Origin of the sequence: Pseudomonas sp. 18173 (assembly GCF_050432945.1) — a bacterium.
Classification (GTDB): domain Bacteria; phylum Pseudomonadota; class Gammaproteobacteria; order Pseudomonadales; family Pseudomonadaceae; genus Aquipseudomonas.
The window spans coordinates 1-24,128 of record NZ_JBKFTN010000031.1; the positions used below are offsets into that span (position 1 = coordinate 1).

At 60.5% G+C, this 24,128-nt stretch carries 20 protein-coding genes; 14 read left to right on the forward strand and 6 right to left on the reverse strand.

The window, feature by feature from the left end; all coding sequences use genetic code 11:
• Positions 1-34: 34 nt before the first annotated feature.
• The 3 genes from ACLD1X_RS25990 to ACLD1X_RS26000 all read left to right on the forward strand — a co-directional run bounded on the left by ACLD1X_RS25990 (position 35) and on the right by ACLD1X_RS26000 (position 4,809).
• On the forward strand, positions 35-3,061 hold the full coding sequence (locus tag ACLD1X_RS25990) for an RCC1 domain-containing protein (RefSeq protein ID WP_429372652.1): 3,027 nt from the start codon (positions 35-37) through the stop codon (positions 3,059-3,061).
• Positions 3,062-3,167: 106 nt separating this feature from the next.
• Complete coding sequence (locus tag ACLD1X_RS25995) at positions 3,168-3,431, forward strand: hypothetical protein (RefSeq protein ID WP_429372654.1); 264 nt, start codon at positions 3,168-3,170, stop codon at positions 3,429-3,431.
• Positions 3,432-3,468: 37 nt separating this feature from the next.
• On the forward strand, positions 3,469-4,809 hold the full coding sequence (locus ACLD1X_RS26000; protein ID WP_429372656.1) for a substrate-binding domain-containing protein: 1,341 nt from the start codon (positions 3,469-3,471) through the stop codon (positions 4,807-4,809).
• Positions 4,810-4,922: 113 nt separating this feature from the next.
• Here the strand turns inward: ACLD1X_RS26000 and ACLD1X_RS26005 are convergent, their stop codons facing one another.
• Positions 4,923-6,152, reverse strand: a complete 1,230-nt coding sequence (locus ACLD1X_RS26005) for an acyl-CoA dehydrogenase (protein ID WP_413427502.1) — start codon at positions 6,150-6,152, stop codon at positions 4,923-4,925.
• A 166-nt stretch (positions 6,153-6,318) separates the two neighbouring features.
• On the opposite strand from ACLD1X_RS26005, the gene ACLD1X_RS26010 reads away from it, so the two are divergent.
• The 3 genes from ACLD1X_RS26010 (at position 6,319) to ACLD1X_RS26020 (ending at position 8,879) form a co-directional block, all read left to right on the forward strand.
• Entirely contained in the window at positions 6,319-7,248 is a 930-nt protein-coding gene (locus ACLD1X_RS26010) for a LysR family transcriptional regulator (protein WP_007970503.1), read from the forward strand.
• Between the two features lie 179 nt (positions 7,249-7,427).
• Complete coding sequence (locus ACLD1X_RS26015) at positions 7,428-7,829, forward strand: MerR family transcriptional regulator (RefSeq protein ID WP_007980992.1); 402 nt, start codon at positions 7,428-7,430, stop codon at positions 7,827-7,829.
• Between the two features lie 150 nt (positions 7,830-7,979).
• Positions 7,980-8,879: a hydroxymethylglutaryl-CoA lyase gene (locus ACLD1X_RS26020; protein ID WP_429372659.1), complete on the forward strand. Its 900-nt coding sequence runs from the start codon at positions 7,980-7,982 to the stop codon at positions 8,877-8,879.
• Between the two features lie 691 nt (positions 8,880-9,570).
• Here the strand turns inward: ACLD1X_RS26020 and ACLD1X_RS26025 are convergent.
• Complete coding sequence (locus ACLD1X_RS26025; RefSeq protein ID WP_429372661.1) at positions 9,571-11,268, reverse strand: AMP-binding protein; 1,698 nt, start codon at positions 11,266-11,268, stop codon at positions 9,571-9,573.
• 227 nt (positions 11,269-11,495) lie between these two features.
• Between ACLD1X_RS26025 and ACLD1X_RS26030 the strand changes: the two genes are divergently transcribed.
• From ACLD1X_RS26030 to ACLD1X_RS26045, 4 genes are all read left to right on the forward strand, one after another.
• Complete coding sequence (locus tag ACLD1X_RS26030; RefSeq protein ID WP_429372663.1) at positions 11,496-12,659, forward strand: isovaleryl-CoA dehydrogenase; 1,164 nt, start codon at positions 11,496-11,498, stop codon at positions 12,657-12,659.
• Between the two features lie 12 nt (positions 12,660-12,671).
• Entirely contained in the window at positions 12,672-14,279 is a 1,608-nt protein-coding gene (locus ACLD1X_RS26035) for a carboxyl transferase domain-containing protein (RefSeq protein WP_429372665.1), read from the forward strand.
• Between the two features lie 151 nt (positions 14,280-14,430).
• Entirely contained in the window at positions 14,431-15,243 is an 813-nt protein-coding gene (locus tag ACLD1X_RS26040) for a gamma-carboxygeranoyl-CoA hydratase (RefSeq protein ID WP_429372667.1), read from the forward strand.
• Complete coding sequence (locus ACLD1X_RS26045) at positions 15,243-17,198, forward strand: acetyl/propionyl/methylcrotonyl-CoA carboxylase subunit alpha (RefSeq protein WP_429372669.1); 1,956 nt, start codon at positions 15,243-15,245, stop codon at positions 17,196-17,198. The genes ACLD1X_RS26040 and ACLD1X_RS26045 overlap by 1 nt, the downstream gene beginning before the upstream one ends.
• A 39-nt stretch (positions 17,199-17,237) precedes the next feature.
• Here ACLD1X_RS26045 and ACLD1X_RS26050 read toward each other — a convergent pair whose 3' ends face one another.
• The gene (locus ACLD1X_RS26050; protein ID WP_429372671.1) at positions 17,238-17,885 is read right to left on the reverse strand and encodes a LexA family protein; all 648 of its coding nucleotides are present in this window, start codon (positions 17,883-17,885) and stop codon (positions 17,238-17,240) included.
• Positions 17,886-18,014: 129 nt separating this feature from the next.
• Between ACLD1X_RS26050 and ACLD1X_RS26055 the strand changes: the two genes are divergently transcribed.
• On the forward strand, positions 18,015-18,356 hold the full coding sequence (locus ACLD1X_RS26055; protein ID WP_429372731.1) for a DUF6124 family protein: 342 nt from the start codon (positions 18,015-18,017) through the stop codon (positions 18,354-18,356).
• A 485-nt stretch (positions 18,357-18,841) separates the two neighbouring features.
• Complete coding sequence (locus ACLD1X_RS26060) at positions 18,842-19,993, forward strand: M14 family metallopeptidase (RefSeq protein ID WP_429372673.1); 1,152 nt, start codon at positions 18,842-18,844, stop codon at positions 19,991-19,993.
• A gap of 51 nt (positions 19,994-20,044) precedes the next feature.
• On the opposite strand, the gene ACLD1X_RS26065 is transcribed toward ACLD1X_RS26060, so the two are convergent.
• Positions 20,045-20,590, reverse strand: coding sequence for a cytochrome b (locus ACLD1X_RS26065; protein ID WP_429372675.1), 546 nt, complete (start codon positions 20,588-20,590; stop codon positions 20,045-20,047).
• On the reverse strand, positions 20,587-21,672 hold the full coding sequence (locus ACLD1X_RS26070) for a catalase family peroxidase (protein ID WP_429372677.1): 1,086 nt from the start codon (positions 21,670-21,672) through the stop codon (positions 20,587-20,589). The genes ACLD1X_RS26065 and ACLD1X_RS26070 overlap by 4 nt, the downstream gene beginning before the upstream one ends.
• Before the next feature lie 158 nt (positions 21,673-21,830).
• Here ACLD1X_RS26070 and ACLD1X_RS26075 point away from each other — a divergent pair, with 158 nt between their 5' ends.
• Positions 21,831-22,337, forward strand: a complete 507-nt coding sequence (locus tag ACLD1X_RS26075; protein ID WP_429372679.1) for a sigma-70 family RNA polymerase sigma factor — start codon at positions 21,831-21,833, stop codon at positions 22,335-22,337.
• Complete coding sequence (locus ACLD1X_RS26080) at positions 22,334-23,086, forward strand: anti-sigma factor family protein (protein WP_429372681.1); 753 nt, start codon at positions 22,334-22,336, stop codon at positions 23,084-23,086. The genes ACLD1X_RS26075 and ACLD1X_RS26080 overlap by 4 nt, the downstream gene beginning before the upstream one ends.
• 124 nt (positions 23,087-23,210) lie before the next feature.
• Here ACLD1X_RS26080 and ACLD1X_RS26085 read toward each other — a convergent pair whose 3' ends face one another.
• Entirely contained in the window at positions 23,211-24,047 is an 837-nt protein-coding gene (locus ACLD1X_RS26085) for an IclR family transcriptional regulator (RefSeq protein WP_429372683.1), read from the reverse strand.
• Positions 24,048-24,128: the final 81 nt, after the last annotated feature.

The following is a 24,128-nucleotide window of genomic DNA, read 5'->3' on the forward strand; positions in this document are numbered from 1 at the left end:
GCAGATCAGCGACCCGGTCAACCACCCGATTGAGGTGCTGATCAGCAAAGGCACCATCCTGCAGGCCGGTGACAGCGACGGCACCGGGTTGGCCGTGACCTTCAATGTTCGCGACAACGTCAGCAACTACGCGGAAGACTGGTGCCGGGAAACCCGGATCGTCGTCTCCACCAACACCTCCCTGTTGCTCGCCCCTATCGTCAAGGAGGCGCAAAACAATGTCCTTGACCTCGATGCCCTGGGTGATAACCCGGTCACGCTTCAGGTGTGGGCCCTCGGTAAACCGTTCGAGCTGAACGATGTCATCGCCGTGAAGGCACGCGGAACCACACTGGACGGTGATTCGGTCGAAATCACCGCGCCGACACAGATCATCGACAACTTGCCTCACACCTACGAGTTTTCACTGCCTGCCGAAGATGTCCGCAAGCTGGTGAAGTCCCAGGTCATTTTTTCTTTTGAAGTGCGCCGGGCCGGCAGCCCCGACCCTCTGCGTTCCAAAGGGCAGTTTGTCCAGGTCGTGGGCGAGGCCACCCGTCTGGCCGCGCCGATTGCCGAAGATGAACAACAGGGCAGCCTCGACCCCGACCTGCCCAACACCCGCATCCGGATTCCGTTCGATCCACTGATCGAGGTCGATACGGCGATCGAACTCAAATGGTTCGGCACCCGGCCCAATGGCAGCACCTATGATCCGGATCTGGGTTGGTTTTCGCCGGACCGTGATGAAGCCGCCAATCCGAATGGCTTTCTCATCACGGTCGAAGGCAAACACCTCAAGACCCTCGAAGGTGGCCGCCTGGACCTGTCGTACAACCTGCTCCGTGACGAAGACGGCGACATCGTCAAACGTGGCTCACGGCAGGCCGCCGTGCTGAACGTCGGCGAGCCGCAACTCGAGCTGGTCAAGCCCATCGTCCTCGGTGAAACCGAGGGTGCCCTGGAACCTGACGACCTGCCCAACGGCACCAGCCGCTTGACCGCCCCCCGACCCACGGAAAACCCAAGCAAAAGCGGGGATATAGTGACCTACACCTGGATCGGCGAAGTCAGCGGCCGAACAGAAGACTCGATCACCCTCAATGCCCTGACCGCCAACAGGGATGTGAACTTCACCCTGAATGCCGCATTCGTCGCCACCCACATCGAACCCAACCGCGGACAGAAGGTGACCGCCAGCTATCGCATCCTGCGCAAGGAGACAGGGAAAAACAGTTATTCAGATCCATTGACGTTCCTCATCGGGGAGGCGCAGGAGTTCAAGCTGCCCGTAGCCACCTTCAAGGAAGCCACCGGTGCCGGCAACGACCAACTGAACCCGGACGATGTATTCCCTCTGGGCGCCACCGTCGTGATCGCCCAGACAGCCCTGTTGAAAACCGATGACGACATCACCGTGACGGTGCAAGGCATAAACAGCACCACTTACTCGCACAGGGTCCTGTCGACGGAGGCCGACAAGGAACTGTCGGCCATTAAAGTGCCGCATTCGGTGATCGCCGACAATGAGGGCTTGAGCATCAACCTCAGTTACTCCATCAAGCGCGCCGCCGGGGGGACCGACGGCCCCGCTGACCCGACCGTTTACGATGTGCGCAAGGTGATTGTCTCCGGCAATCTGAAGGTCATGGGCGCGCGCTACTGCCGCAGTCATTACCGAGCGTCCCGTGCTTCGCAAGTGTTGAGTGCCTTCAACAAAACAACCGGTCAGCCGGTGCAGGCGCAATGGAAATACCCCGGCGACAGCAACTGGACAACGGCGGCCATCTGGCGCGACAGCAAGCCTCAGGAACCGCTGCAGGTTCGTTCCGGCGATGATCAGTTCACGCTCAATCCGGCCAACATCATAGGCAACGGAATTGAAACTGAAAGTCTCGGCGAAGCTGCGTTTGTTGCACATCGGGATGTGGGCGATGTCGTCGCGTGGGGGAACGATAGCTACGGTGCAAAGATTCCCGCAAACATCATCACCATGGACGACATTGTCGAGGTGAGCTGTACCCGCAGTGCTTTTGCGGCACGCCGCGAGCATGGCGAGGTCGTGGCCTGGGGGGACCCCGCAGAAGGCGGAAGCATGACTGGCGTCGCACCCTTGGACTTTGTTCAGGTGGTCGGTAACCTCAGGGCATTCGCCGGTATAAAAACCACGGGACAGGTGGTGGCGTGGGGAGTTGCGGATGACGGCGGCACCGTTCCTGCGCCCATCAGCGAGCTGAATGACGTTGTCAAGGTTGTCGCCACCAGGAGTGCGTTCGCCATACAGCGAGCAACCGGCCATGTGCGGGCGTGGGGATTAGCCGCCGAAGGCGGTACGGTGCCGGCGAACATTGCCGGCTTCACCGATATCAAGACCATCCTTGCCGGCAGACATGCGTTTGCAGCACATCGAGCCAATGGCAGGATCGTCGCCTGGGGTCATGCGAGCTACGGCGGCATTGTGCCGGACGACATCGCCGCCATGACCGACATCATCGAGCTGAGTTGCGCCAACGGCAGTGCATTTACCGCACGACGAGCCACGGGCCAGGTCATCGCCTGGGGCGACGCAGAGTCCGGCGGCACGATTGACCCGCTGATCGGAAGGCTGACCGACATCGTGGAAGTCAGCGCCAACTTCGGGGCATTCGCCGCTCGCCGTGGCAATGGCCGCGTCGTGGCCTGGGGGTGGCCACTGGCTGGGGGAACACTACCTGACGACATTGCCGGTCTGGACGATATCGTTCAGGTGTGCGGCTCATCCCAGGCGTTCGCTGCCTTACGTAAAAACGGCACCGTGGTGGCCTGGGGGGATACAAGAGTAGGGGGCGATACTTCAACGGTTGTCGATCAACTGACTGACGTACAGGCGCTTTACAGCAACACCCAAGGTTTTACGGCCCTGACCTCTGACGGGCGTGTCGTGACCTGGGGCCATAAGAAAGGTGGCGGCGACAGCAGTGCGGTGCAAGATCGTCTGCGGGGCAAGGTTTCTTACGTGGCCAACCCGGTGTCCAGGGGGCTGGCATTAAAAGCCAGTCGCTTGGCGGCACTTGACGTGAGCCCGAATATTCAAGCTCGCTAATCGTGCCTCTTCTTGTTCACTGGCGCTCGTGAAAGAGCGCCAGTGAATAAGGATCAACAGGTGAAAACATGTCTGCTACAGCCCCCACGCTCAAAGCCCCCCCTCCGTGGACGAAGCACCGGAAGAAGTACTGGACCCCGTATACCTCCCTGCCAAAGGTGCCGTCGTTCGGATAGTTCCCTACACCGGCATGGCCGTTCGTGATCATGTCCGCCTCTCTGTCGGCACACACTACAAGGACGTCATTCCGATTGACGCAAACGCGGTCGAAAAGGATGTGGAGTTCAGGGTTGCGGCCAAGAACTTTATCGCCAACAGCAGTGCTCCCACATTTGCAAAGTGTCATTTTTTGGAAACCTTACTGACTTAATCTCCCGACACCTCCTTTGGCTCTATAAGGTGCCGGCATGATGCTGCGCGTGTTGTTCCTGTTGATGCTGTACATGGGCTTGCCGCAGGCCGCCTCGGCCGGCGACTTGCCGACACCCGAACACGGCCCGGTGCTGCGCATTCAGGGTTCCAACACCATCGGCGCGGCACTGGGGCCGGCGCTGGTCGAGGGGTTGTTGAGCGCACAGGGCCTGCGCAAGATTCACCGTGAAACCCCGGACACCGCCAACGAACTGCGCATTGTCGGCGAAACCCTTCAGGGCCGCAGGGTCGTGGTGGAGGTGGCGGCCCATGGTTCCAGCACCGGTTTCACCGCGCTGAAAACAGCCAATGCCGACCTGGCCGCCTCATCGCGCCCGATCAAGGACAGCGAACTGGCCAGCCTGCAATCGCTCGGTGACCTGAAAAACCCGAGCGCCGAACAGGTCATCGCCATCGACGGCCTGGCGATCATCCTTCACCCGGACAACCCGCTGAATCAACTGGACACCGTGCAACTGGCGCGCATTTTCAGTGGCGAGGTGAAGACCTGGGAAGACATCGGCGGTCGTGGCGGGCCGATTCATCTGTATGCGCGGGATGATCAATCCGGGACCTATGACACCTTCAAGGAACTGGTCCTCAATGGTCGCGGGAAGACCCTTGGCAGCGCGGCGAAACGCTTCGAGTCCAGCGAACAACTGTCCGATGCAGTCAGCGCCGACCCGCAAGGCATCGGTTTTATCGGCTTGCCCTATGTGCGCCAGGCCAAGGCCGTGGCCATTATCGACGGGCAATCGCAAGCCATGCTGCCGCTCAACAGCCTGATTGCCACGGAAGACTATCCACTGTCCCGTCGCTTGTTCTTCTACCTGCCACCCAACGAAAAAAATCCCTGGGCCAATGCCCTGGTGGCCTTTGCCCAAAGCGCCAACGGTCAAGCCATTGTGGCCGCCAACGGTTTTATCGCCCAAACCGTCCAGGCCATGGCCGTGACGCCCAATGCGTTGATGCCCGAGGGTTATCAGGCGCTGAGCCGTCACGCGCAACGGCTGTCGGTGAACTTCCGTTTCGAGGAAGGCAGCGCCACCCTGGACAACAAGGCCCGACAGGACCTGTGGCGGGTGCTCGACTATATAAAGCAGCATGGCAAGACCGATGGGCAGGTCACGCTGGTGGGGTTTGGCGATGCCAAGAGCGACCCGGCGCGCGCCGATCTATTGTCGAAACTGCGGGCCATGGCGGTACGGCGGGAGCTGGTGAAGAGCGGCGTGGTGTTTCGCGAGATTCGTGGATTCGGTGCCGAAATGCCGGTGGCGGCCAATAGCGCCGATGAGGGGAGGATCAAGAATCGGCGGGTTGAGGTTTGGGTGTATTGAATCTGATGTTGCTGCATTGAAGGGAATGACGCCTTCGCGAGCAAGCCCGCTCCCACAGGTTTAGTGCGACCTATGTGGGAGCGAGCCTGCTCGCGAATGCAGGCGCCGCGGTCTTAATGCCCGCTACGCATCATTTCCTTCGGCACATACTTGCCGATCTCGAACTTGCCGATCGCCGCGCGGTGCACTTCGTCCGGGCCGTCGGCCAGGCGCAGGGTGCGCTGCATCGCATACATGTAGGCCAGCGGGAAATCGTTGGAAACCCCTGCCCCGCCATGGATCTGGATCGCCCGGTCGATTACGCGCAACGCAACGTTTGGCGCGACGACCTTGATTTGCGCGATCTCGCTGCGGGCCACTTTGTTGCCAACCGTGTCCATCATGTACGCCGCCTTCAGTGTCAGCAGGCGTGCCATGTCGATTTCCATCCGCGAATCGGCGATCTTGTCGACGTTACCGCCCAGCCGCGCCAAGGGTTTGCCGAATGCCGTACGGCTCACCGAGCGTTTGCACATCAGTTCCAGTGCACGCTCGGCCATGCCGATCGAACGCATGCAGTGGTGAATCCGCCCCGGGCCAAGGCGACCCTGGGCAATTTCGAAACCACGGCCTTCGCCCAGCAGGACGTTTTCGTACGGCACCCGGACATTTTCAAACAGCACTTCGGCGTGACCGTGGGGAGCGTCGTCGTAGCCGAACACCGGCAGCGGACGCAGGATTTTTACCCCGGGGGTGTCCACCGGCACCAGAATCATCGAGTGCTGGGCGTGACGCGGTCCGTCCGGATTGCTCAGCCCCATGAAAATCAGGATTTTGCAGCGCGGGTCGCAAGCACCCGAGGTCCACCATTTCTTGCCGTTGATCACCCACTCGTCGCCATCGCGCACCGCACGGGCGGCCATGTTGGTGGCATCCGAAGATGCGACATCCGGTTCGGTCATGGCGAATGCCGAGCGGATCTCGCCGCGCAGCAAGGGTTCGAGCCAGCGTTGTTTCTGCTCTTCGTTGGCGTAACGCACCAGCACTTCCATGTTGCCGGTGTCCGGTGCCGAGCAGTTGAACGGCTCTGGCCCCAGCAGCGAGCGGCCCATGATTTCCGCCAGCGGCGCGTATTCGAGGTTGGTCAGGCCGGCACCCAGTTCGGACTCAGGCAGAAACAAATTCCAAAGGCCTTCGGCCTTGGCCTTGGCCTTGAGCTCTTCCATGATCGCGGTCGGCTGCCAGCGATCGCCTTCGGCGACCTGGCGTTCGAACACCGCTTCAGCGGGATAAACGTAGGTGTCCATGAACGCTGTCACGCGCTCGCGCAGTTCCTGAACCTTGGGCGAATAAGCGAAATCCATGAGCGAGATACCTTCTTGGGGGAGGTTGTTTAGATCATGCAATCGATGCTAGAACAGCGTTGATAATTTACCTAGCCTATTCTCGGCGTGTATTAACATTCATCACCGATATATGATCGGCTGATCGTCACGGTCAGTCCGCCCACACAATAAGAGAGCCCGCGTAATGAATCTGAGCAAGGTCGATCTCAACCTTTTCATCGTCTTCGACGCGATCTACACCGAAGCCAACCTGACCCGCGCCGGGCAAATCGTCGGCATCACCCAACCGGCGGTGTCGAATGCGCTGGCGCGTCTGCGCGAGACCTTCAACGACCCTTTGTTCGTGCGCACCGCCCAGGGCATGGTGCCGACCCCCATGGCCCAGAACATCATCGGCCCGGTGCGCAACGCGCTCTCGCTGCTGCGCGTGTCGGTGCAGGAAAGCCGCATTTTCAACCCGCAGCAGGCGGTCAAGACCTACCGCATCAGCATGACCGACCTCACGGAAGCGGTGATCCTGCCGCCGCTGTTCCAGCGTCTGCGCCGCCTGGCGCCGACGGTGATCATCGAAAGCTTCCTGTCCAAACGCCGGGAAACCACCAAGGAACTGGCAGCCGGACGCCTCGACTTCGCGGTCGATGCGCCGCTCAACACCGACCCGCAGGTACGCCACGTCAAGTTGATGGAAGACCGCTACGTGTGCGCCATGCGCAAGGGGCATCCACTGGCGGGCAAAGAGAAACTCACGCTGGACGATTACCTGAGCCTGACCCACATCCATATTTCCAGCCGCCGCAGTGGCCTGGGCTATGTCGACCTGGCACTGGGCAAGATGGGCATCCAGCGCAAGATCGCCCTGCGCTCCCAACACTACCTGATGGCCTCGCAAGTGTTGCAGCAGACGGACATGGTCATGACCGTGCCGGAACGCTTCGCCCGCCGCAACGACCTGCACGCCTTTTATCTGCCGGTCAACGATGTGCCGCCGGTGGAAACCCACCTGTACTGGCACGAAAGCACCGACCAGGACCCGGCGAACCGCTGGATGCGCGAGCAGATGATCGAGTTGTGCCAGCAGGTGACGGCGCAGGAGAAAAAGCTCGAGAAGGTGTAGGGCACTACACCTGGTTATCGTTCTTCGCGAGCAAGCCCGCTCCCACATTTGGAATGCGTTCCCCTGTGGGAGCGGGCTTGCTCGCGAAGGGGCCGGTGAGAACACTGAAAAACCCTGCCCCTTGACGTAAACGTCAACCTGCCATTAGCTTAGCGCCATGACCTTTTGCGAGCGCGCCCATGAGCAGCCAGACCTACAGCATTTCCGATCTCGCCCGCGAGCTCGACATCACCACCCGCGCCATTCGCTTTTATGAAGAGCAAGGCCTGCTCAGCCCCGAGCGTCGTGGCCAGGAACGCATTTACTCGCCTCGCGACAAGGTCAGCCTGAAGCTGATCCTGCGGGGCAAACGCATCGGTTTCTCGCTGGCTGAATGCCGCGAGCTGATCGAGCTCTACGACCCTTCCAGCGGTAACACCAAGCAACTGCACAGCATGCTGGCAAAAATCAGCGAGCGCCGTGAGCAGCTTGAACAGCAGCTGCTGGACATCGAACAGATGAAACTGGAGCTGGATACCGCCGAAGAGCGCTGCGTGCAAGCGCTGGAGCAAACGCTCAAAAGCCAGGAATCGATTCAGTAAATCCACACCGCCCCCTGTAGGAGCCAGCCTGCTCGCGATGGCCGTTAACGATAACGCGTGTCTGCCGGATAAACGCGGTGCATGGAAGTCCATCGCGAGCAGAGCTCGCTCCTACGGGGTTCTCCGAACAATCAGCACAGGTCGAAGCCCATGTCCCTCCCCACCCACGTACGTATTGTCGAAGTCGGCCCGCGCGACGGCCTGCAGAACGAAGCCCAGCCCATCAGCGTCGCCGACAAGGTGCAACTGGTCGACGCGCTCACGGCCGCGGGCCTGGGCTATATAGAGGTCGGCAGTTTCGTTTCGCCCAAGTGGGTGCCGCAGATGGCCGGTTCCGCCGAGGTTTTCGCGCAGATACAGCGCAAACCGGGTGTGGTGTATGGCGCGCTCGCGCCCAACCTGCGCGGTTTTGAAGATGCCCTCGCCGCCGGGGTCAAGGAAGTGGCCGTGTTCGCGGCGGCCTCCGAAGCTTTTTCCCAGCGCAACATCAACTGTTCGATAAGCGAAAGCCTGGAGCGTTTCGGGCCGATCATGGACGCCGCCAGACAACATGGGGTGACCGTGCGCGGTTATGTGTCCTGCGTGCTGGGCTGCCCCTATGAAGGGAACGTCGCCCCGGAGCAAGTCGCCGTGGTCGCTCGCGAGCTCTATGCCATGGGCTGCTATGAGGTCTCGCTGGGGGACACCATCGGCACCGGCACCGCTGGCGCAACCCGCAAGATGTTTGAAGCGGTATCAAAGGCTGTGCCCCGGGAAAAACTCGCAGGGCACTTCCACGACACCTACGGTCAGGCTGTGGCCAACATCTACGCCAGTCTGCTGGAAGGCATCGCGGTGTTCGACAGCTCCATCGCCGGCCTGGGCGGCTGTCCCTATGCCAAGGGCGCCAGCGGTAATGTCGCGACCGAGGACGTGGTTTACCTGCTCAACGGCCTGGGCATCGACACCGGAATCGATCTGGACGCCTTGATGCTCGCCGGACAGCAGATTTGCACCGTACTGGGTCGCCCTACCGGTTCCCGCGTGGCCAAGGCCCGCAGCGCACAGTGAGTACGCTGAGTGTGTCCGGGTGTTACCGCGCGGACACAAACGTGGGCAAATACGAGTAACACGGAAACAAAATGTAGGGTTTTGCCTGAGGCGAAAAACCCTACGAACCTCCAAACCATTGATTTTAAAGGCTTTTAAAAAGTTGGCACGGCTTCTGCTATATCTATCGCATAACAAGAATAAAAAAATTGCGGCAAACCTAATAAAAACAAGACGTAACGACTCTGACATAACAAAAACAACACGGCAGAGACGCAGCTAACAGATTTTTTTGGAGAAGATGTGCTTTTCAGGGTGCTTTTCGGAGTTACCCGCAACCGGGCAGAGAACAATAAAACTACCTTCAGGTAGCTCCCGAACTGGTTGGATCGCTTGGCGAAAAAGTAGATCAGCGCTCAAAAAAATACGTTTGCTCTTGATCCCGAATGGGGATCGCCAAAAACAGCGGTAAAGGGCAACGGTTGCCAAAAACAAAAACAGACCGACCCTCAATAATAAAAAAAGAGCACGCGCAACGACAAATTAAAGGGGAGCCTCGGCTCCCCTTTGTGCTGTCTGGCATTCAGGTTTCCTTCGCCCTCTGTAGGAGCGAGCTTGCTCGCGAAGGTCGCCAACGATAACGCGCACATCCTGAATGAACGCGGCATCCTTGAGTTCTTCGCGAGCACGCTCGCTCCTACAAGAGACCTCGTCAGGCCTTGTTGATGCGCAACTCCTCGATACTGATCTCGCGCATCCGGAATTTCTGGATCTTGCCGGTCACGGTCATTGGAAACTCCTCCACGAACTTGAAGTAGCGCGGCGTCTTGAAGTGCGCGATGCGCTCCTTGCACCAGGTTTGCAACTCTTGCTCGGTGGCGCTGTGGCCGGGGTGGAACTTGATCCAGGCGACGATCTCTTCGCCGTAGCGCGAGCAGGGAATGCCGATCACCTGAACGTCCGCAACGGCCGGATGAGTGAAGAAAAACTCTTCCAGCTCCCGTGGGTAAATATTCTCACCGCCACGGATGATCATGTCCTTGTTGCGCCCGGCAATGCACACGTAACCCTCATCGTTCATGCTCGCCAGGTCGCCGGTGTGCATCCAGCCTGCCTGATCGATGGCTTCTGCCGTGCCTTCAGGGTTGTTCCAGTAGCCCAGCATCACGCTGTAGCCACGGGTACACAGCTCACCGATGGTGCCACGGGGTACCAGGTTGCCCGCCTCGTCAATGATCTTGCTTTCCAGTTGCGGCTGGGTGCGCCCGACCGTGGTAACGCGCAATTCCAGATCGTCCGACGGACCGGTCTGTAACGACACAGGGCTGGTTTCCGTCATGCCGTAGGCAATCTGCACTTCACTCATGTGCATTTCGCTAATGACCCGGCGCATCACTTCGATAGGGCAGGTTGCGCCCGCCATGATCCCGGTGCGCAGGCTCGACAGGTCGAACCCGGCGCGCTGCGGCTGATCGAGCATGGCGATGAACATGGTTGGCACACCATACAACGCCGTGGCCTGTTCTTCGGCAACGGTGTTGAGGGTCAGCAGCGGATCGAACGCGTCATTCGGATAAATCATCGTGCTGCCATGGGTGATGCAGCCGAGGTTGCCCATGACCATGCCGAAGCAGTGATACAGCGGCACCGGGATCACCAGGCGATCGGCCGCCGTCAGGCCCAGGCTTTCGCCGACCATGTAGCCATTGTTCAGAATGTTGTAGTGACTGAGGGTCGCGCCCTTGGGGAAACCGGTGGTGCCGGAGGTGTACTGGATATTCACCGGCTGATCGAAATGCAGGCTGTCCTGGCGCTCATGCAGTTGCTCGAGCGTCACGCTACCCGCCAGAGCGGCCAGTTGCGACCAAGGCAGGAACCCCGATGGCGGCTGCGCATCCAGGCTGATGACGCCACGCAACTCCGGCAACCGTTCGCTGTGCAACTTGCCGATGGATTGCTCGGCCAGCTCCGGCACCAGGCCTTGCAGCATCGCGTGATAGTTCGAGGTCTTGAAGGCCCCGGCACACACCAGCCATTGGCAACCGGATTGCTTGAGTACGTATTCGAGTTCGGAACTGCGATACGCGGGATTGATGTTGACCAGAATCACACCGATTTTCGCGGTGGCAATCTGGCTGATGCACCACTGCGCACAGTTCGGCGCCCAAATGCCGAGGCGGTCCCCGGCTTGCAGCCCCAACGCCAGCAGCGCCCTGGCGTGCAGGTCCGCGGCTTCGGCCAATTGCCGCCAGGTGTAACGCAGCTGTTGATGGCGCACCACCAGCGCCTCCCCGTCCGGGTACTGCGCAACCGTGTTGTCGAATGCCTGGCCGATGGTCATCGCCAGCAAGGCTTTATCCTGGGAACCACGGGTGTAACTGCGTTGCGGGCTTGCACTGGGTTGATCCATGACGACCCCTATTGTCTTTATTAATGGGCTACTCGCGGTCATCTGCAGGAGCGAGCTTGCTCCTACAATATTGGTCCGCGTTCTATCTTGAACTGCCCCTACTCTCGCTCAAGTTGACGTTAACGTAAAGGGTGATTGACAGCCATTCGTCACAGGTTTACGTTAACGTAAAGGTGAGAACTGAATCACGGCCCTCCCCACCCGACAAAAAAGCCAAAAGGTGACCCATGAGCTATCCATCCCTGAACTTTGCCCTCGGTGAAACCATCGACATGCTGCGCGATCAGGTTCAGTCCTTCGTCGCCAAGGAGATCGCCCCGCGCGCCGCTCAGATCGACACCGACAACCTGTTCCCCGCCGACCTGTGGCGCAAATTCGGCGACATGGGCCTGCTGGGCATTACCGTGCCGGAAGAGTACGGCGGTGCCGGCCTGGGTTACCTGGCCCACGTGGTGGCCATGGAAGAAATCAGCCGTGGCTCGGCCTCGGTGGCGTTGTCCTACGGCGCCCACTCCAACCTCTGCGTCAACCAGATCAACCGCAACGGCAATCACGAACAGAAATCCAAATACCTGCCAAAACTCATCAGCGGCGAGCACATCGGCGCACTGGCCATGAGCGAGCCGAATGCCGGCTCCGACGTGGTCTCGATGAAACTGCGTGCCGACAAACGCGGCGACAAGTACGTGCTCAACGGCAGCAAGACCTGGATCACCAACGGTCCGGACGCCAACACCTATGTGATCTACGCCAAGACCGACCTGGAAAAAGGCCCCCACGGCATCACCGCTTTCATCGTCGAGCGCGACTGGAAAGGCTTCAGCCGCAGCAACAAGTTCGACAAGCTCGGCATGCGTGGTTCGAACACCTGCGAGCTGTTTTTCGATGACGTCGAAGTGCCGGAAGAAAACATCCTCGGCGTGCTCAACGGCGGCGTGAAAGTGCTGATGAGCGGCCTCGACTACGAGCGCGTCGTGCTGTCAGGCGGCCCGACCGGGATCATGCAGGCGTGCATGGACCTGATCGTGCCGTACATCCACGACCGCAAGCAGTTCGGCCAGAGCATCGGCGAATTCCAGCTGATCCAGGGCAAGGTCGCCGACATGTACACCCAACTCAACGCCAGCCGCGCCTACCTGTACACCGTGGCCCAGGCTTGCGAGCGCGGCGAAACCACGCGCAAGGACGCTGCCGGGGTAATCCTCTATTCCGCCGAGCGCGCCACGCAAATGGCCCTCGACGCGATCCAGATTCTCGGTGGTAATGGCTACATCAACGAATTCCCGGCTGGCCGTCTGCTGCGTGACGCCAAGCTGTACGAAATCGGCGCCGGCACCAGTGAGATCCGTCGCATGCTGATCGGTCGCGAACTGTTCAACGAAACCCGCTAAACGGAGCTGTCCATGGCTATCCTGCATACCCAGCTCAACCCTCGTTCAGCGGAGTTCGCCGCCAACAGCGCGGCGATGCTCAAACAGGTCGACGCCCTGCACACCCTGCTCGCCAAAGTCGCCCAAGGTGGCGGCCCGAAGGCGCAGGAACGCCACACCTCGCGGGGTAAATTGCTGCCCCGCGAGCGCATCAACCGTTTGCTGGATCCGGGCTCTCCGTTTCTGGAAATCAGCCAACTGGCAGCCTACGAGGTGTATGGCGAAGACGTTCCCGCCGCTGGCGTGATTGCCGGGATTGGCCGTGTGGAAGGCGTCGAATGCATGATCGTCGCCAACGACGCCACGGTAAAAGGCGGCTCGTATTACCCTCTGACAGTAAAAAAACACCTGCGCGCCCAGACCATCGCCCAGCAGAACCGCCTGCCGTGCATCTATCTGGTGGATTCGGGCGGTGCCAACCTGCCGCGTCAGGATGAAGTGTTTCCGGACCGCGAGCACTTCGGGCGGATCTTCTTCAACCAGGCCAACATGAGCGCCATGGGCATTCCGCAGATTGCCGTGGTCATGGGTTCCTGCACCGCTGGCGGCGCGTATGTGCCGGCGATGGCCGACGAAGCGATCATGGTCCGCGAACAGGCGACGATCTTCCTCGCCGGCCCGCCGCTGGTGAAAGCCGCAACCGGTGAAGTGGTCAGTGCCGAAGACCTTGGTGGCGCCGATGTGCACTGCAAGATTTCCGGCGTGGCGGACCATTATGCCGAGAGCGATGAGCACGCCCTGGCGCTGGCACGTCGCAGCGTCGCCAACCTCAACTGGCGCAAGCAAGGTGAGGTTCAGCAGCGTACGCCGATCGCCCCGCTCTACAGCAGTGACGAGCTGTACGGTGTGGTCCCGGCCGACGCCAAGCAGCCGTTTGACGTGCGTGAAGTGATTGCGCGACTGGTGGACGGATCGGTGTTCGACGAGTTCAAGGCGCTGTTCGGGACTACGCTGGTCTGCGGTTTTGCCTACCTGCACGGTTACCCGATCGCGATCCTCGCCAACAACGGCATCCTCTTCGCCGAAGCGGCGCAGAAAGGCGCGCACTTCATTGAGCTGGCCTGTCAGCGCGGCATTCCGTTGCTGTTCCTGCAGAACATCACGGGCTTCATGGTCGGCCAGAAATACGAAGCCGGCGGTATTGCCAAGCACGGCGCGAAACTGGTGACGGCGGTGGCTTGCGCCAAGGTGCCGAAGTTCACGGTGATCATTGGTGGCAGCTTCGGTGCCGGTAACTACGGCATGTGTGGCCGTGCCTACGATCCGCGTTTCCTGTGGATGTGGCCGAATGCGCGCATCGGTGTGATGGGCGCCGAACAGGCCGCCGGTGTCCTGGTGCAGGTCAAGCGCGAACAGGCCGAGCGCGGTGGGCATGGTTTCAGCGCCGAGCAGGAAGCCGAGATCAAGCAACCGATCCTCGACCAGTACGAAGAACAGGGCCACCCCTACTATTCCAGCGCGCGCCTGTGGGACGACGGTGTCATCGACCCGGCCCAGACCCGCGACGTACTGGCCCTGGCCTTGTCCGCGTCGTTGAACGCGCCAATCGAACCGAGCCGCTTCGGCGTATTCCGGATGTGATCCGACCTCTGTAGGAGCGAGCTTGCTCCGGGCGGCGTTCCGACGATGGTCGTCAACGATAACGCTGAAAGTCTGACACCCAGCGGCGTCCTCAAGACCATCGCGAGCAAGCTCGCTCCTACAGAAGAACAGAGTTGTGGAGACGGACAATATGAGCGACTTCAACACCCTCGAACTGCTGAGCGATCCAAGGGGATTTGCGACTCTCTGGCTCAGCCGTGAAGAAAAGAACAACGCCTTCAACGCCGAAATGATCCGCGAACTGATCCTCGCCCTCGACAAGGTCGCCAGCGATGCCAGCCTGCGGTTTCTGATCGTGCGCGGGCGCGGCAAACATTTCAGCGCCGGTGCCGACCTGGCCTGGATGCAGCAGTCGGCCGAACTCGACTACGCCACCAACCTCGATGACGCCCGGGAACTGGCGGAGTTGATGTACAACCTGGCCAAACTGAAAATCCCGACCCTGGCCGTGGTGCAAGGCGCAGCCTTTGGCGGCGCGCTGGGCCTGATCAGTTGCTGCGACATGGCCATCGGTGCCGATGACGCGCAGTTCTGCCTGTCGGAAGTGCGCATCGGCCTGGCGCCGGCGGTGATCAGCCCGTTCGTGGTGCAAGCCATCGGCGAGCGCGCTACCCGTCGCTATGCCTTGACCGCCGAGCGCTTCGGCGGGCAACGGGCACGGGAAATCGGTCTGTTGTCGGAAAGCCATGCTAGTGCCGAGCTGGAACAGAAAGTCGAACAATGGATCGATAACCTGCTGCTCAACAGCCCGGCCGCGATGCGCGCCAGCAAGGAGCTGTTGCGCGAAGTCGGCGATGGCTCACTGAACCCGGCCCTGCGCCGCTACACCGAAAATGCCATCGCCCGCATCCGCGTCAGCCCGGAAGGCCAGGAAGGCCTGCGCGCCTTCCTGCAAAAACGTCCGCCGAGCTGGCAAGCACAAACCACCAAGGAGCCCCGTTGATGAGCGCACCTGTCCTCACCACCCTGCTGGTGGCCAACCGCGGCGAAATCGCTTGCCGGGTAATGCGCACCGCCAGGGCGCTGGGCCTGACGACCGTGGCCGTGCACAGTGCCACCGACCGTGACGCCCGGCACAGCCGCGAAGCCGACATTCGTGTCGACCTCGGTGGCAGCAAAGCCGCCGACAGCTACCTGCAAATCGACAAACTGATCGCCGCCGCCAAGGCCAGTGGCGCCCAGGCGATTCACCCTGGCTATGGCTTTCTGTCGGAAAACGCCGGGTTCGCCCGCGCCATCGAAAACGCGGGCCTGATCTTCCTCGGCCCGCCTGCCTCGGCCATCGACGCCATGGGCAGCAAGTCCGCGGCCAAAGCCTTGATGGAAACCGCCGGCGTGCCGTTGGTGCCCGGTTATCACGGCGAAGCCCAGGACCTGGAAACCTTCCGTGCCGCCTGCGAACGCATCGGCTACCCGGTGCTGCTCAAGGCCACAGCGGGTGGCGGCGGCAAAGGCATGAAAGTGGTCGAGGACGTCAGCCAACTGGCCGAAGCCCTGGCCTCGGCACAGCGTGAAGCACAATCGTCGTTCGGCGATTCGCGGATGCTGGTGGAGAAATACCTGCTCAAGCCACGCCATGTGGAAATCCAGGTATTCGCCGACCAGCACGGCAACTGCCTGTACCTCAACGAACGTGACTGCTCGATTCAGCGCCGGCACCAGAAAGTCGTCGAAGAAGCCCCGGCGCCAGGCCTGAGCCCGGAACTGCGTCGCGCCATGGGCGAGGCCGCCGTGCGTTCAGCCCAGGCCATCGGCTATGTCGGCGCCGGCACCGTCGAGTTTTTGCTGGATGCGCGCGGCGAGTTCTTCTTCATGGAGATGAACACCCGCCTGCAAGTGGAACACCCGGTCACCGAAGCCATCACCGGCCTCGACCTGGTGGCCTGGCAGATTCGCGTGGCACGTGGCGAAGCCTTGCCGATGACCCAGGATCAGGTGCCGCTGGTGGGGCATGCGATCGAAGTGCGGCTGTATGCCGAAGATCCGGGCAATGACTTCCTGCCGGCGACCGGTCGCCTGGAGCTGTATCGCGAATCCGCCCAGGGACCGGGGCGTCGAGTGGACAGCGGCGTTGAAGAAGGCGATGAAATTTCGCCGTTCTACGACCCGATGCTCGGCAAGCTGATTGCCTGGGGCGAAGACCGTGAACAGGCGCGTTTACGCCTGCTGAGCATGCTCGACGAATTCGCCATCGGCGGCCTGAAGACCAACATCAACTTCCTGCGGCGCATTATCGGTCACCCGGCGTTCGCCGCTGCCGAACTGGATACCGGCTTCATTCCGCGCTATCAGGAGCAGTTGCTGCCGGCGCCGACAGAACTCAGCGATGACTTCTGGCAAGCCGCCGCCCAGGCCTTTGCCCAGAGCCAGCCGCCTGTAACCCGCGCCGACGACCCGAGTTCGCCGTGGGCGGTGGGTAATGGTCTGCGTGCCGGTTTGCCAAGAGAAATCACCCTTCACTTGAGTTGTGAAGGCCAGGACCGCGCGCTGACGCTGGGCGACACCGATGCCCACAGCGCTCGCCTCAAGGGTGAGCACCTGCTGACCGAGCATGCTGGCGTGCGCCGTCAACACCGCGCAATACGCCGTGGCGAGTACGTGTATTTGCAGTGGGATGGCGAGTTGCGCCGCATCGAGGCTTACGACCCGATCAGCGCCGTCGAGGCCAGCCACAGCCATCACGGCGGGCTGACCGCGCCGATGAACGGCAGCATCGTGCGCGTGCTGGTGGAGGCCGGGCAAACGGTCGAAGCCGGGGCGCAACTGGTGGTACTTGAGGCGATGAAAATGGAGCACAGCATTCGTGCGCCGCACGCCGGGGTGATCAAGGCGCTGTATTGCCAGGAAGGCGAGATGGTCAGCGAAGGCAGTGCGCTGGTCGAACTGGAGGAAGCGTGAAATGAAGATCGGCCCTGCGCCTCGCGGGGACCGATCTGATCAGAACTTGGTCGTTGCCTGAACCACTACACCGATGATTCGACATTCTTTGGTGTACAAGGCTTTCGGATACGTCGGATTGAGCGGGACCAGGTAACGCTGCCCGCCCTCTTCGATCAACTTGCGGAACGTGGCTTCGGCACTGTCCGGCCACTGGGCAATGACCAGCTTGCCAGGCACGGCTTCCACGGCCGGGTCCACCAGAATCAGCATGCCTTCCGGGATGCTGATGCCATTGGGGGCGGTCATCGCATCGCCTGCCACTCTCAGCCAGAACGCCGGCCCCCGGGCATGGTAGTCGGACAATTCAAAGTGCCCCTTTGCATACACCGCGACGTCGCCGTCGCGCACTTCGGCAGGTTCGCGCCAGTCGCTGATCGGGTAGCGAAAGTACGGGTTGTACTTCTGTGTCAGGGGGATTTCGTCATCGGTTGACGCCTGCGGTTCGCGGATCACCAGAGCCACCTCGAGAAACTCGAGGCCCAGCGCCCGCAGCACACGGTTCATGTCTTCGATGCCCGGTTCACGACGTTTGTTGAGCCAGTGACCAATGCCGCCCTGGGACATCCCGAGGCGCTCGGCGAGTATCTCTTGAGTGATTTTGAGTTCACTCATCTTGGCCTTGACCAATTCAATCCATTTATCCATGTGCGGCACGATACGTGGGTGACTCCGGCCATCAAAACACAAATTGTAGTATTTAAATTATCGTCACAAATACAGTTTGTATTAGGATCGATTCACGGATCTGAATCTGACACGGAGCTTGCCATCATCATGAACCCACCCGCCAATGACCTGCCGGACATGCAAATCGACACCACCCTCACCTCGCCTCAAGGCTCAGCGGCGGCACAACGCGCGCTGGACTATTACTTGAAACCAGCTGTTTCAGAGGAAGTGGCCGAGCCGCGCTTTTTTGATGTGAACCGCAATATCAACGGCGAAGAGGCGCTGGTCCATGCCTTGGACCTGTTGCGCTGTGCTGCTGCCATCGCGTACGAATCGGCCAATCACCTGCAAGGCGCCAACCGCGACCTGGCGTTTTCGACGGTGCACATGATCGACATGGCCAAAGCGATGGTCGATCGATCGCTGGAGAAGTATGAAAACGGATGAGGCAAGCGGGTAAATCGAGAAGACAGGAAAGAATTTTCCTGTCGCGCAGGCAAAAACGCTTGACCTGCAAACGAGAATGATTATTATTGCACCAACTGATCGCGAGATCAGTCGATGGACCAGGTGACCTTAGGTCGGTCTCCTGGACTATCTCCTCATCAGGCTAATCACGGTTTTTGACCCGGCTTTTTGCCGGGTCTTTTTTTTGCCAGTTTTCTGGCTTTTGGCTTCAGGCTAATGAAGTCTTTGGGTGCCGCAAATTCGTTGGCGCGGATGATATCAAAAGAATACCGCCTGGCAAGGGAAGCCCGGCATCACGGGTTCAAACCAGCGACAAATAGCACTTGAGAATCAATCTCGCAGTCTCTAAGCTGCGACAGCGTCAAGGAGGACGCCCCCACCCCTGCACCCCGCAATTTCCCTCGGTTTCACCCCACTCTTGCGTGTAAAGTAGCCGCCATAAAAATCATATTCAGGACCCGATTATGGCCGTGGCTAAATCCTCTTTCGACATCAGTGCCAACTTCGACAGCGGCAACATCCAAGTCATCGACATCAGCGACCCGCTAAAACCACTTCTGGCCATTCGCCCGGACACCCGCAGTGCCCATTTCCAGTGGTTCCACTTCAAGGCCAGCGGCCTGCATGTCGGGCAGGAGCACTGGTTTCGCCTGAACAATGCCAGCCAATCCTCCTATAACAAGGCCTGGACCGGATATCAGGCGGTGGCGTCCTACGATCACGTCAACTGGTTCCGCGTACCGACCATTTTTGAAGGCGACTGCCTGCGTTTCAGCCTCGAAGCCGAGCAGCCCCACGCCTGGTTCGCCTACTTCGAACCCTACAGCCGTGGCCGCCACGACTGGCTGATCGAGCAGGCACTGAGCAAGGCTGGCACTGAATTGCTGGCCACTGGCAAAAGTGTCGAAGGTCGCGACATCCAGCTATTGCGCAAAGGCACCGGGGCTGAAGGTCGACGCAAGGTGTGGATGATTGCCCAGCAACATCCGGGCGAACACATGGCCGAGTGGTTCATGGAAGGCGTGATCGAGCGCCTGGAAAAACACGACGACCCTGTGCTGAATAAACTGCTGGCCAGCGCCGACCTGTACCTGGTGCCGAACATGAACCCGGATGGCGCTTTCCACGGCCACCTGCGCACCAACGCCATGGGCCAGGACCTCAATCGCGCCTGGCAGAGCGCCAGCCAGGAAATCAGCCCGGAGGTCTTTTTCGTACAGCAGCAGATGGAAAAGTACGGCGTCGACATGTTTCTCGACGTCCATGGTGACGAGGAAATCCCCCACGTATTCACCGCCGGCTGCGAGGGCAACCCCGGTTACACACCGCGCCTGGAAAAACTGGAAGAGCACTTCCGCAGCCATCTGAAGCACACCACCAGGGACTTCCAGACCAAGTACGGTTATGTCCGCGATGAACCGGGCAAGGCCAACATGACGCTGGCCTGCAACAGCGTCGGGCAGAAGTACGACTGCCTGTCGCTGACCCTGGAAATGCCGTTCAAGGATCACGATGATCATCCGAACGCGGAAACCGGTTGGTCGGGCAAACGTTCGAAACAGTTGGGCAAAGATGTGCTGACCACGCTGGCCGATATGGTCGACACCTTGCGCTGACCACCTGAGGCGAGGGGCTTGCCCCCTCGCCTCAATGATTGGTGGCCGCTTTCACCCGCGATCCTTACCGCGCAACATGCTGTCCAGCACCTCATCACGACGCACCCAGCCGTGAAACAGCGCCGCCGCCAAATGCAGCAACACGGTCAGGAACAGCAGGTACGCCAGATAGCCGTGCGCCTTGCGCAAAAACGCAAACACCTGCGCGTTCGCCGGCACAATCGACGGTAGTTGCAGCGAACTGTTGAGCATCACCGGTTCGCCCGACGCCGAAATCATCGCCCAGCCCAGCAGCGGCAAAACCAGCATCAATGCATACAACAAGACATGCGAAGCCTTGGCCGCGAGCACTTGCACACCCGGCATGTCCGCCGGCAGCGGTGGCTGCGTGGTGGAAAAGCGCACCACCAGTCGCACGATCACCAACAGCAAGATCGCGACGCCCAGGGGTTTGTGCAGATGAATCAGCCACTCATGGCGCTCGGACACCGAGGCAACCATGCCGGCGCCGATAAACAGCATGGCGATGATCATCAGCGCCATCAGCCAGTGCAGCAGGCGCGCCAGCGGTGCGAAGTGGTTCGGTTGAGTGCTCATTGCTGGGCCTCCTGTTTGGCGGCGGGCAACTGGCTGACTTCGCTGGTGCGACGCAGGTAGGAATTGGCGTAACCGGCGGAACGAGCGGCGAGCAACGGGTCGTCGGATCCTTCGATCCCGGCAGGCAACACCAGCGGGTCGTAGTTGATGTCACGGCATTCGCCGTTGAGTTGCGGCTGAGTCTTTTCCAGCACCAGGGTGCCCGCGTTCAACACCTTGCGTCCTTCGGGCCAGGCCTTGCTGGCGTCGTTCACCGGATCACCCGGATTGGCCAGGGTAATGTTCAACTGCCAGCGCAGCGGGCCGGCGGCGATGCGCTGGACCAGGTCTTTCTCCAGGAAGTCATTGCCCTGCGGTGCCGTCGCGCCCGGTGCGTCTTGCGCCACTGGCGTCATGCTCCAGCGAACCGCTTGTTTTTGACCCGTGGCATTGACCAGATAAAACGCATTGACGCTGTTGTAGGTTTCGGTGACGTAACTGGCCGACGGTTTGGCCGTCTTGATCCAGGCCAGGAACGGCGCGGATTCGGGATGCGAACCGAAGAATGCAGGCACGGCCTTGGGATCGGGCTTGCCGGTGGCCGGGTCTGGCGACTGGGCTTGCTGGAACTGATAGAACGCCTCGGGCGTACCCACCGGGAACACCGGCATGCTGTTCATCCCTGTACGCCACTGCTGGCCGTTGGCCTGAGTGAAGCGCAAGGCCAGGCTGCGGATCGGCACGGCACTGTCCGGTGCGTATGGATTGCCGGCCGGCAAGGCGAAACGCCCGACCACCGGTGTCCGCGCTTCGTTGAACACCTGGGCGGTGGAATAGCTGCGCGCCTCGCCACTGCTCTCGAAATGCCCGATCACGCATACGCCTTTGGCATGGTTGCGACGGAAACCCGGATGTACACCGTTGTTGGTTTCCAGCACGTTGATCAATTTCTTCGGGGTCAAGCGCTGCGGGTCGAAGGTGCCGTTGACGTAGGCAAACGCCCCAGCCACTGCGGCAACGACCACGGCAATGCCAGCCAGGCGCAACGTCAGGCTCGCCGCGCTCAAGGGCGGCCGGGTTGGCGGTGATGATCGATCTACCATGAAAGACTCCAGGGCCATCGGCCACAAGTGAGAAGAATCAAGCAGACGAACCGCACACAGGATTATTCCCACAGGCGGTATTTATTTTTTCAGGCGTGGAATAACCTCCAGCACGGGGCGTCTTCCTAGTCCCAAGCGTAGTGACTTGTCAGAACCTGATGAACGATATCGACGAAAAACTGAGAGAAATCATTCCCGGGATGCGCCGGTTTGCCGTGTCGTTGACGCGCAACCCGAGCAGCGCCGACGACCTGGTACAGGCGAGCCTGGAGCGGGCACTCTCGAGTTGGGGTGGCAAACGCGTCGAGGGCGACCTGCGCGCCTGGCTGTTTTCGATTCTCTATCGGCAGTTTCTCGATGCGCACCGCCGCTCCCGGCGTTATGCACGCATGCTCGAATTCTTCACCGGGCGTGACGATCCCCAGCCCTCGGTAGAACGCACTGTGCTGGCACAATCGACCCTCAGCGCCTTCGATCAACTGCCCACCGAACAGCGCGCGCTGTTGCTGTGGGTGTCGGTAGAGGGCTTGAGCTACAAAGAAGTCGCCGAGATTCTCGACGTCCCCATCGGCACCGTGATGTCCCGCCTGTCCCGGGCTCGCCAGGCCCTGCGCCAACTCAGTGATGGCGAAATCAACCGCCCGTCCCTGCGGAGACTCAAATGATCAGCATGCCCCCCAGCGAGCGTGACCTGCACGCCTATGTCGACCACCAGTTGAGCGACGCCGACCGACGCCTGGTCGAAACTTTTCTGGCGAGCAATCCCGAAATATCCGCGCAAGTGCGCGCCTGGCAACTGGATGCCCAACAACTGCGCGCAGCCCTCGGTGGTGCCTTGCAGCAACCGGCCAACCCGAACCTCGATCCGGCACTGATTCGCCAGCGCCTCAAACGTCAGTCCCGCCGACACCTGGCCAGCGCCGCGGTGCTGCTGATTGCTGTCGGTGTCGGCGGTTTCAGTGGCTGGCAGGCACGGCAAATGACCCTGGTCGGCGCCCCGCCTCCAATGACCGACGCCCTGCAAGCCTATCGCCTGATTGCCCAGCAAGAGATCCTGCCGGCGGACTACAAGGCCAGCGATGACGGCGACATGCAAGGCTGGCTCGACCGCTATTTCAACCGGGCCAATCGCTTGCCCGACCTCGCCGGCGCCGGATTCAAACCGGTCAGCGGACGCTTGCTCAGCACCGATCAAGGGCCTGCGGCGATGGTCGTTTACCAGAACCTGAGGGGACAAAAAATCAGCTTCTATGTGCGCCCACCGGGACCGAAAAACTTCATGCTGCCAAGAGGCAGTCGCAGCGATGGCGGGTTGCAGGCCGAATATTGGTCGGGTGGCGGCTACAACTACGCGATGGTCAGCCCGGCAGATACGCCGACGGCGCAGATGCTCAGGCAGACCACTCAGTTCTGATAGCAACACAAATCAAATGTGGGAGCGGGCTTGCTCGCGAAGGCGGAGTGTCAGTCGACATTCATTTATCTGATACTCCGCTTTCGCGAGCAAGCCCGCTCCCACACTTGGTCTTGTGGTGGTTTCAATTCTGTCCAAACACCTGCGACGGCCTGCGCAACAGCGGATCAAACGGATTGATCCTTGGCCCGATCAACGCCGCTTCGCGCTTGAGCATCTCCACCACCGTCGGCAAACGATCCGGCCCCAGGCGGTCACTCACGGTCGCCACGCTCAACGCCGCCACCGCCCGGCCTTCGCGATCGAGAATCGGCACCGCCACCCCGGCCATGCCCTGCAGCACGCCGGTGTTGCGCCCGGCGTATCCGAGCTTGCGTACGTTCTCGACCTCCGAGCGCAGGAACACCTCGTCATACAGATGGAAATCCTTCAAGCGTGGCAGGTTGTAGTTAATCACCGTGTCGCGTTCCTCTTCCGGCAGGAACGCGAGAATCGCCAGGCTGCCCTGCCCCACACCCAAGGCCACGCGCCCACCGATATCGCCGGTGAAGGTCCGAATCGGAAACGGCCCTTCGCTGCGGTCCAGGCAAATGGCATCGAAGCCGCTGCGTGCCAGCAGAAACAACGAATCGCCCAACGACGCCGATAGCCGCAGCAACGCCGGGCGTACCAGTTCGCGCAGGTTTCCGCTGTTGCCCGCACGGGCGGCCAAGGCAAAAAAATCCAGGCTGAGCCGATAGCGTTTGCTGCGTGCATCCTGCTCGACCATGCCTTCGTCCATCAGGCTGCGCAGCAAGCGGTGAGTGGTCGGTTGCGACAAACCGATGTGTTGCGCCAGTTGCGTCACCCGTTCACCGCCCTCGACGGTATCGCCCAGCGCCCGCAGCACCGCAAACAGTCTTGAGACGGCACCCACGCCGACTTCATTTTTGTTTTCATTCCGCTCAATGGAATCTGACATTAATTTTCTCGACGTTTAATTTACTCAGCGAATGAAACTGAAAATAGTCATCGCCTCAGTGAAATTGGCCATTGAGCCCAT

What these genes read in the sequence shown, in the direction of transcription:
- ACLD1X_RS26000 (WP_429372656.1), top strand. Translation starts at nt 3,469, where the DNA reads ATGATGCTGCGCGTGTTGTTCCTGTTGATGCTGTACATGGGCTTGCCG.
- ACLD1X_RS26005 (WP_413427502.1), bottom strand. Translation starts at nt 6,152, where the DNA reads ATGGATTTCGCTTATTCGCCCAAGGTTCAGGAACTGCGCGAGCGCGTG.
- ACLD1X_RS26010 (WP_007970503.1), top strand. Translation starts at nt 6,319, where the DNA reads ATGAATCTGAGCAAGGTCGATCTCAACCTTTTCATCGTCTTCGACGCG.
- ACLD1X_RS26015 (WP_007980992.1), top strand. Translation starts at nt 7,428, where the DNA reads ATGAGCAGCCAGACCTACAGCATTTCCGATCTCGCCCGCGAGCTCGAC.
- ACLD1X_RS26020 (WP_429372659.1), top strand. Translation starts at nt 7,980, where the DNA reads ATGTCCCTCCCCACCCACGTACGTATTGTCGAAGTCGGCCCGCGCGAC.
- ACLD1X_RS26025 (WP_429372661.1), bottom strand. Translation starts at nt 11,268, where the DNA reads ATGGATCAACCCAGTGCAAGCCCGCAACGCAGTTACACCCGTGGTTCC.
- ACLD1X_RS26030 (WP_429372663.1), top strand. Translation starts at nt 11,496, where the DNA reads ATGAGCTATCCATCCCTGAACTTTGCCCTCGGTGAAACCATCGACATG.
- ACLD1X_RS26035 (WP_429372665.1), top strand. Translation starts at nt 12,672, where the DNA reads ATGGCTATCCTGCATACCCAGCTCAACCCTCGTTCAGCGGAGTTCGCC.
- ACLD1X_RS26040 (WP_429372667.1), top strand. Translation starts at nt 14,431, where the DNA reads ATGAGCGACTTCAACACCCTCGAACTGCTGAGCGATCCAAGGGGATTT.
- ACLD1X_RS26045 (WP_429372669.1), top strand. Translation starts at nt 15,243, where the DNA reads ATGAGCGCACCTGTCCTCACCACCCTGCTGGTGGCCAACCGCGGCGAA.
- ACLD1X_RS26050 (WP_429372671.1), bottom strand. Translation starts at nt 17,885, where the DNA reads ATGGATAAATGGATTGAATTGGTCAAGGCCAAGATGAGTGAACTCAAA.
- ACLD1X_RS26055 (WP_429372731.1), top strand. Translation starts at nt 18,015, where the DNA reads ATGAACCCACCCGCCAATGACCTGCCGGACATGCAAATCGACACCACC.
- ACLD1X_RS26060 (WP_429372673.1), top strand. Translation starts at nt 18,842, where the DNA reads ATGGCCGTGGCTAAATCCTCTTTCGACATCAGTGCCAACTTCGACAGC.
- ACLD1X_RS26065 (WP_429372675.1), bottom strand. Translation starts at nt 20,590, where the DNA reads ATGAGCACTCAACCGAACCACTTCGCACCGCTGGCGCGCCTGCTGCAC.
- ACLD1X_RS26070 (WP_429372677.1), bottom strand. Translation starts at nt 21,672, where the DNA reads ATGGTAGATCGATCATCACCGCCAACCCGGCCGCCCTTGAGCGCGGCG.
- ACLD1X_RS26075 (WP_429372679.1), top strand. Translation starts at nt 21,831, where the DNA reads ATGAACGATATCGACGAAAAACTGAGAGAAATCATTCCCGGGATGCGC.
- ACLD1X_RS26080 (WP_429372681.1), top strand. Translation starts at nt 22,334, where the DNA reads ATGATCAGCATGCCCCCCAGCGAGCGTGACCTGCACGCCTATGTCGAC.
- ACLD1X_RS26085 (WP_429372683.1), bottom strand. Translation starts at nt 24,047, where the DNA reads ATGTCAGATTCCATTGAGCGGAATGAAAACAAAAATGAAGTCGGCGTG.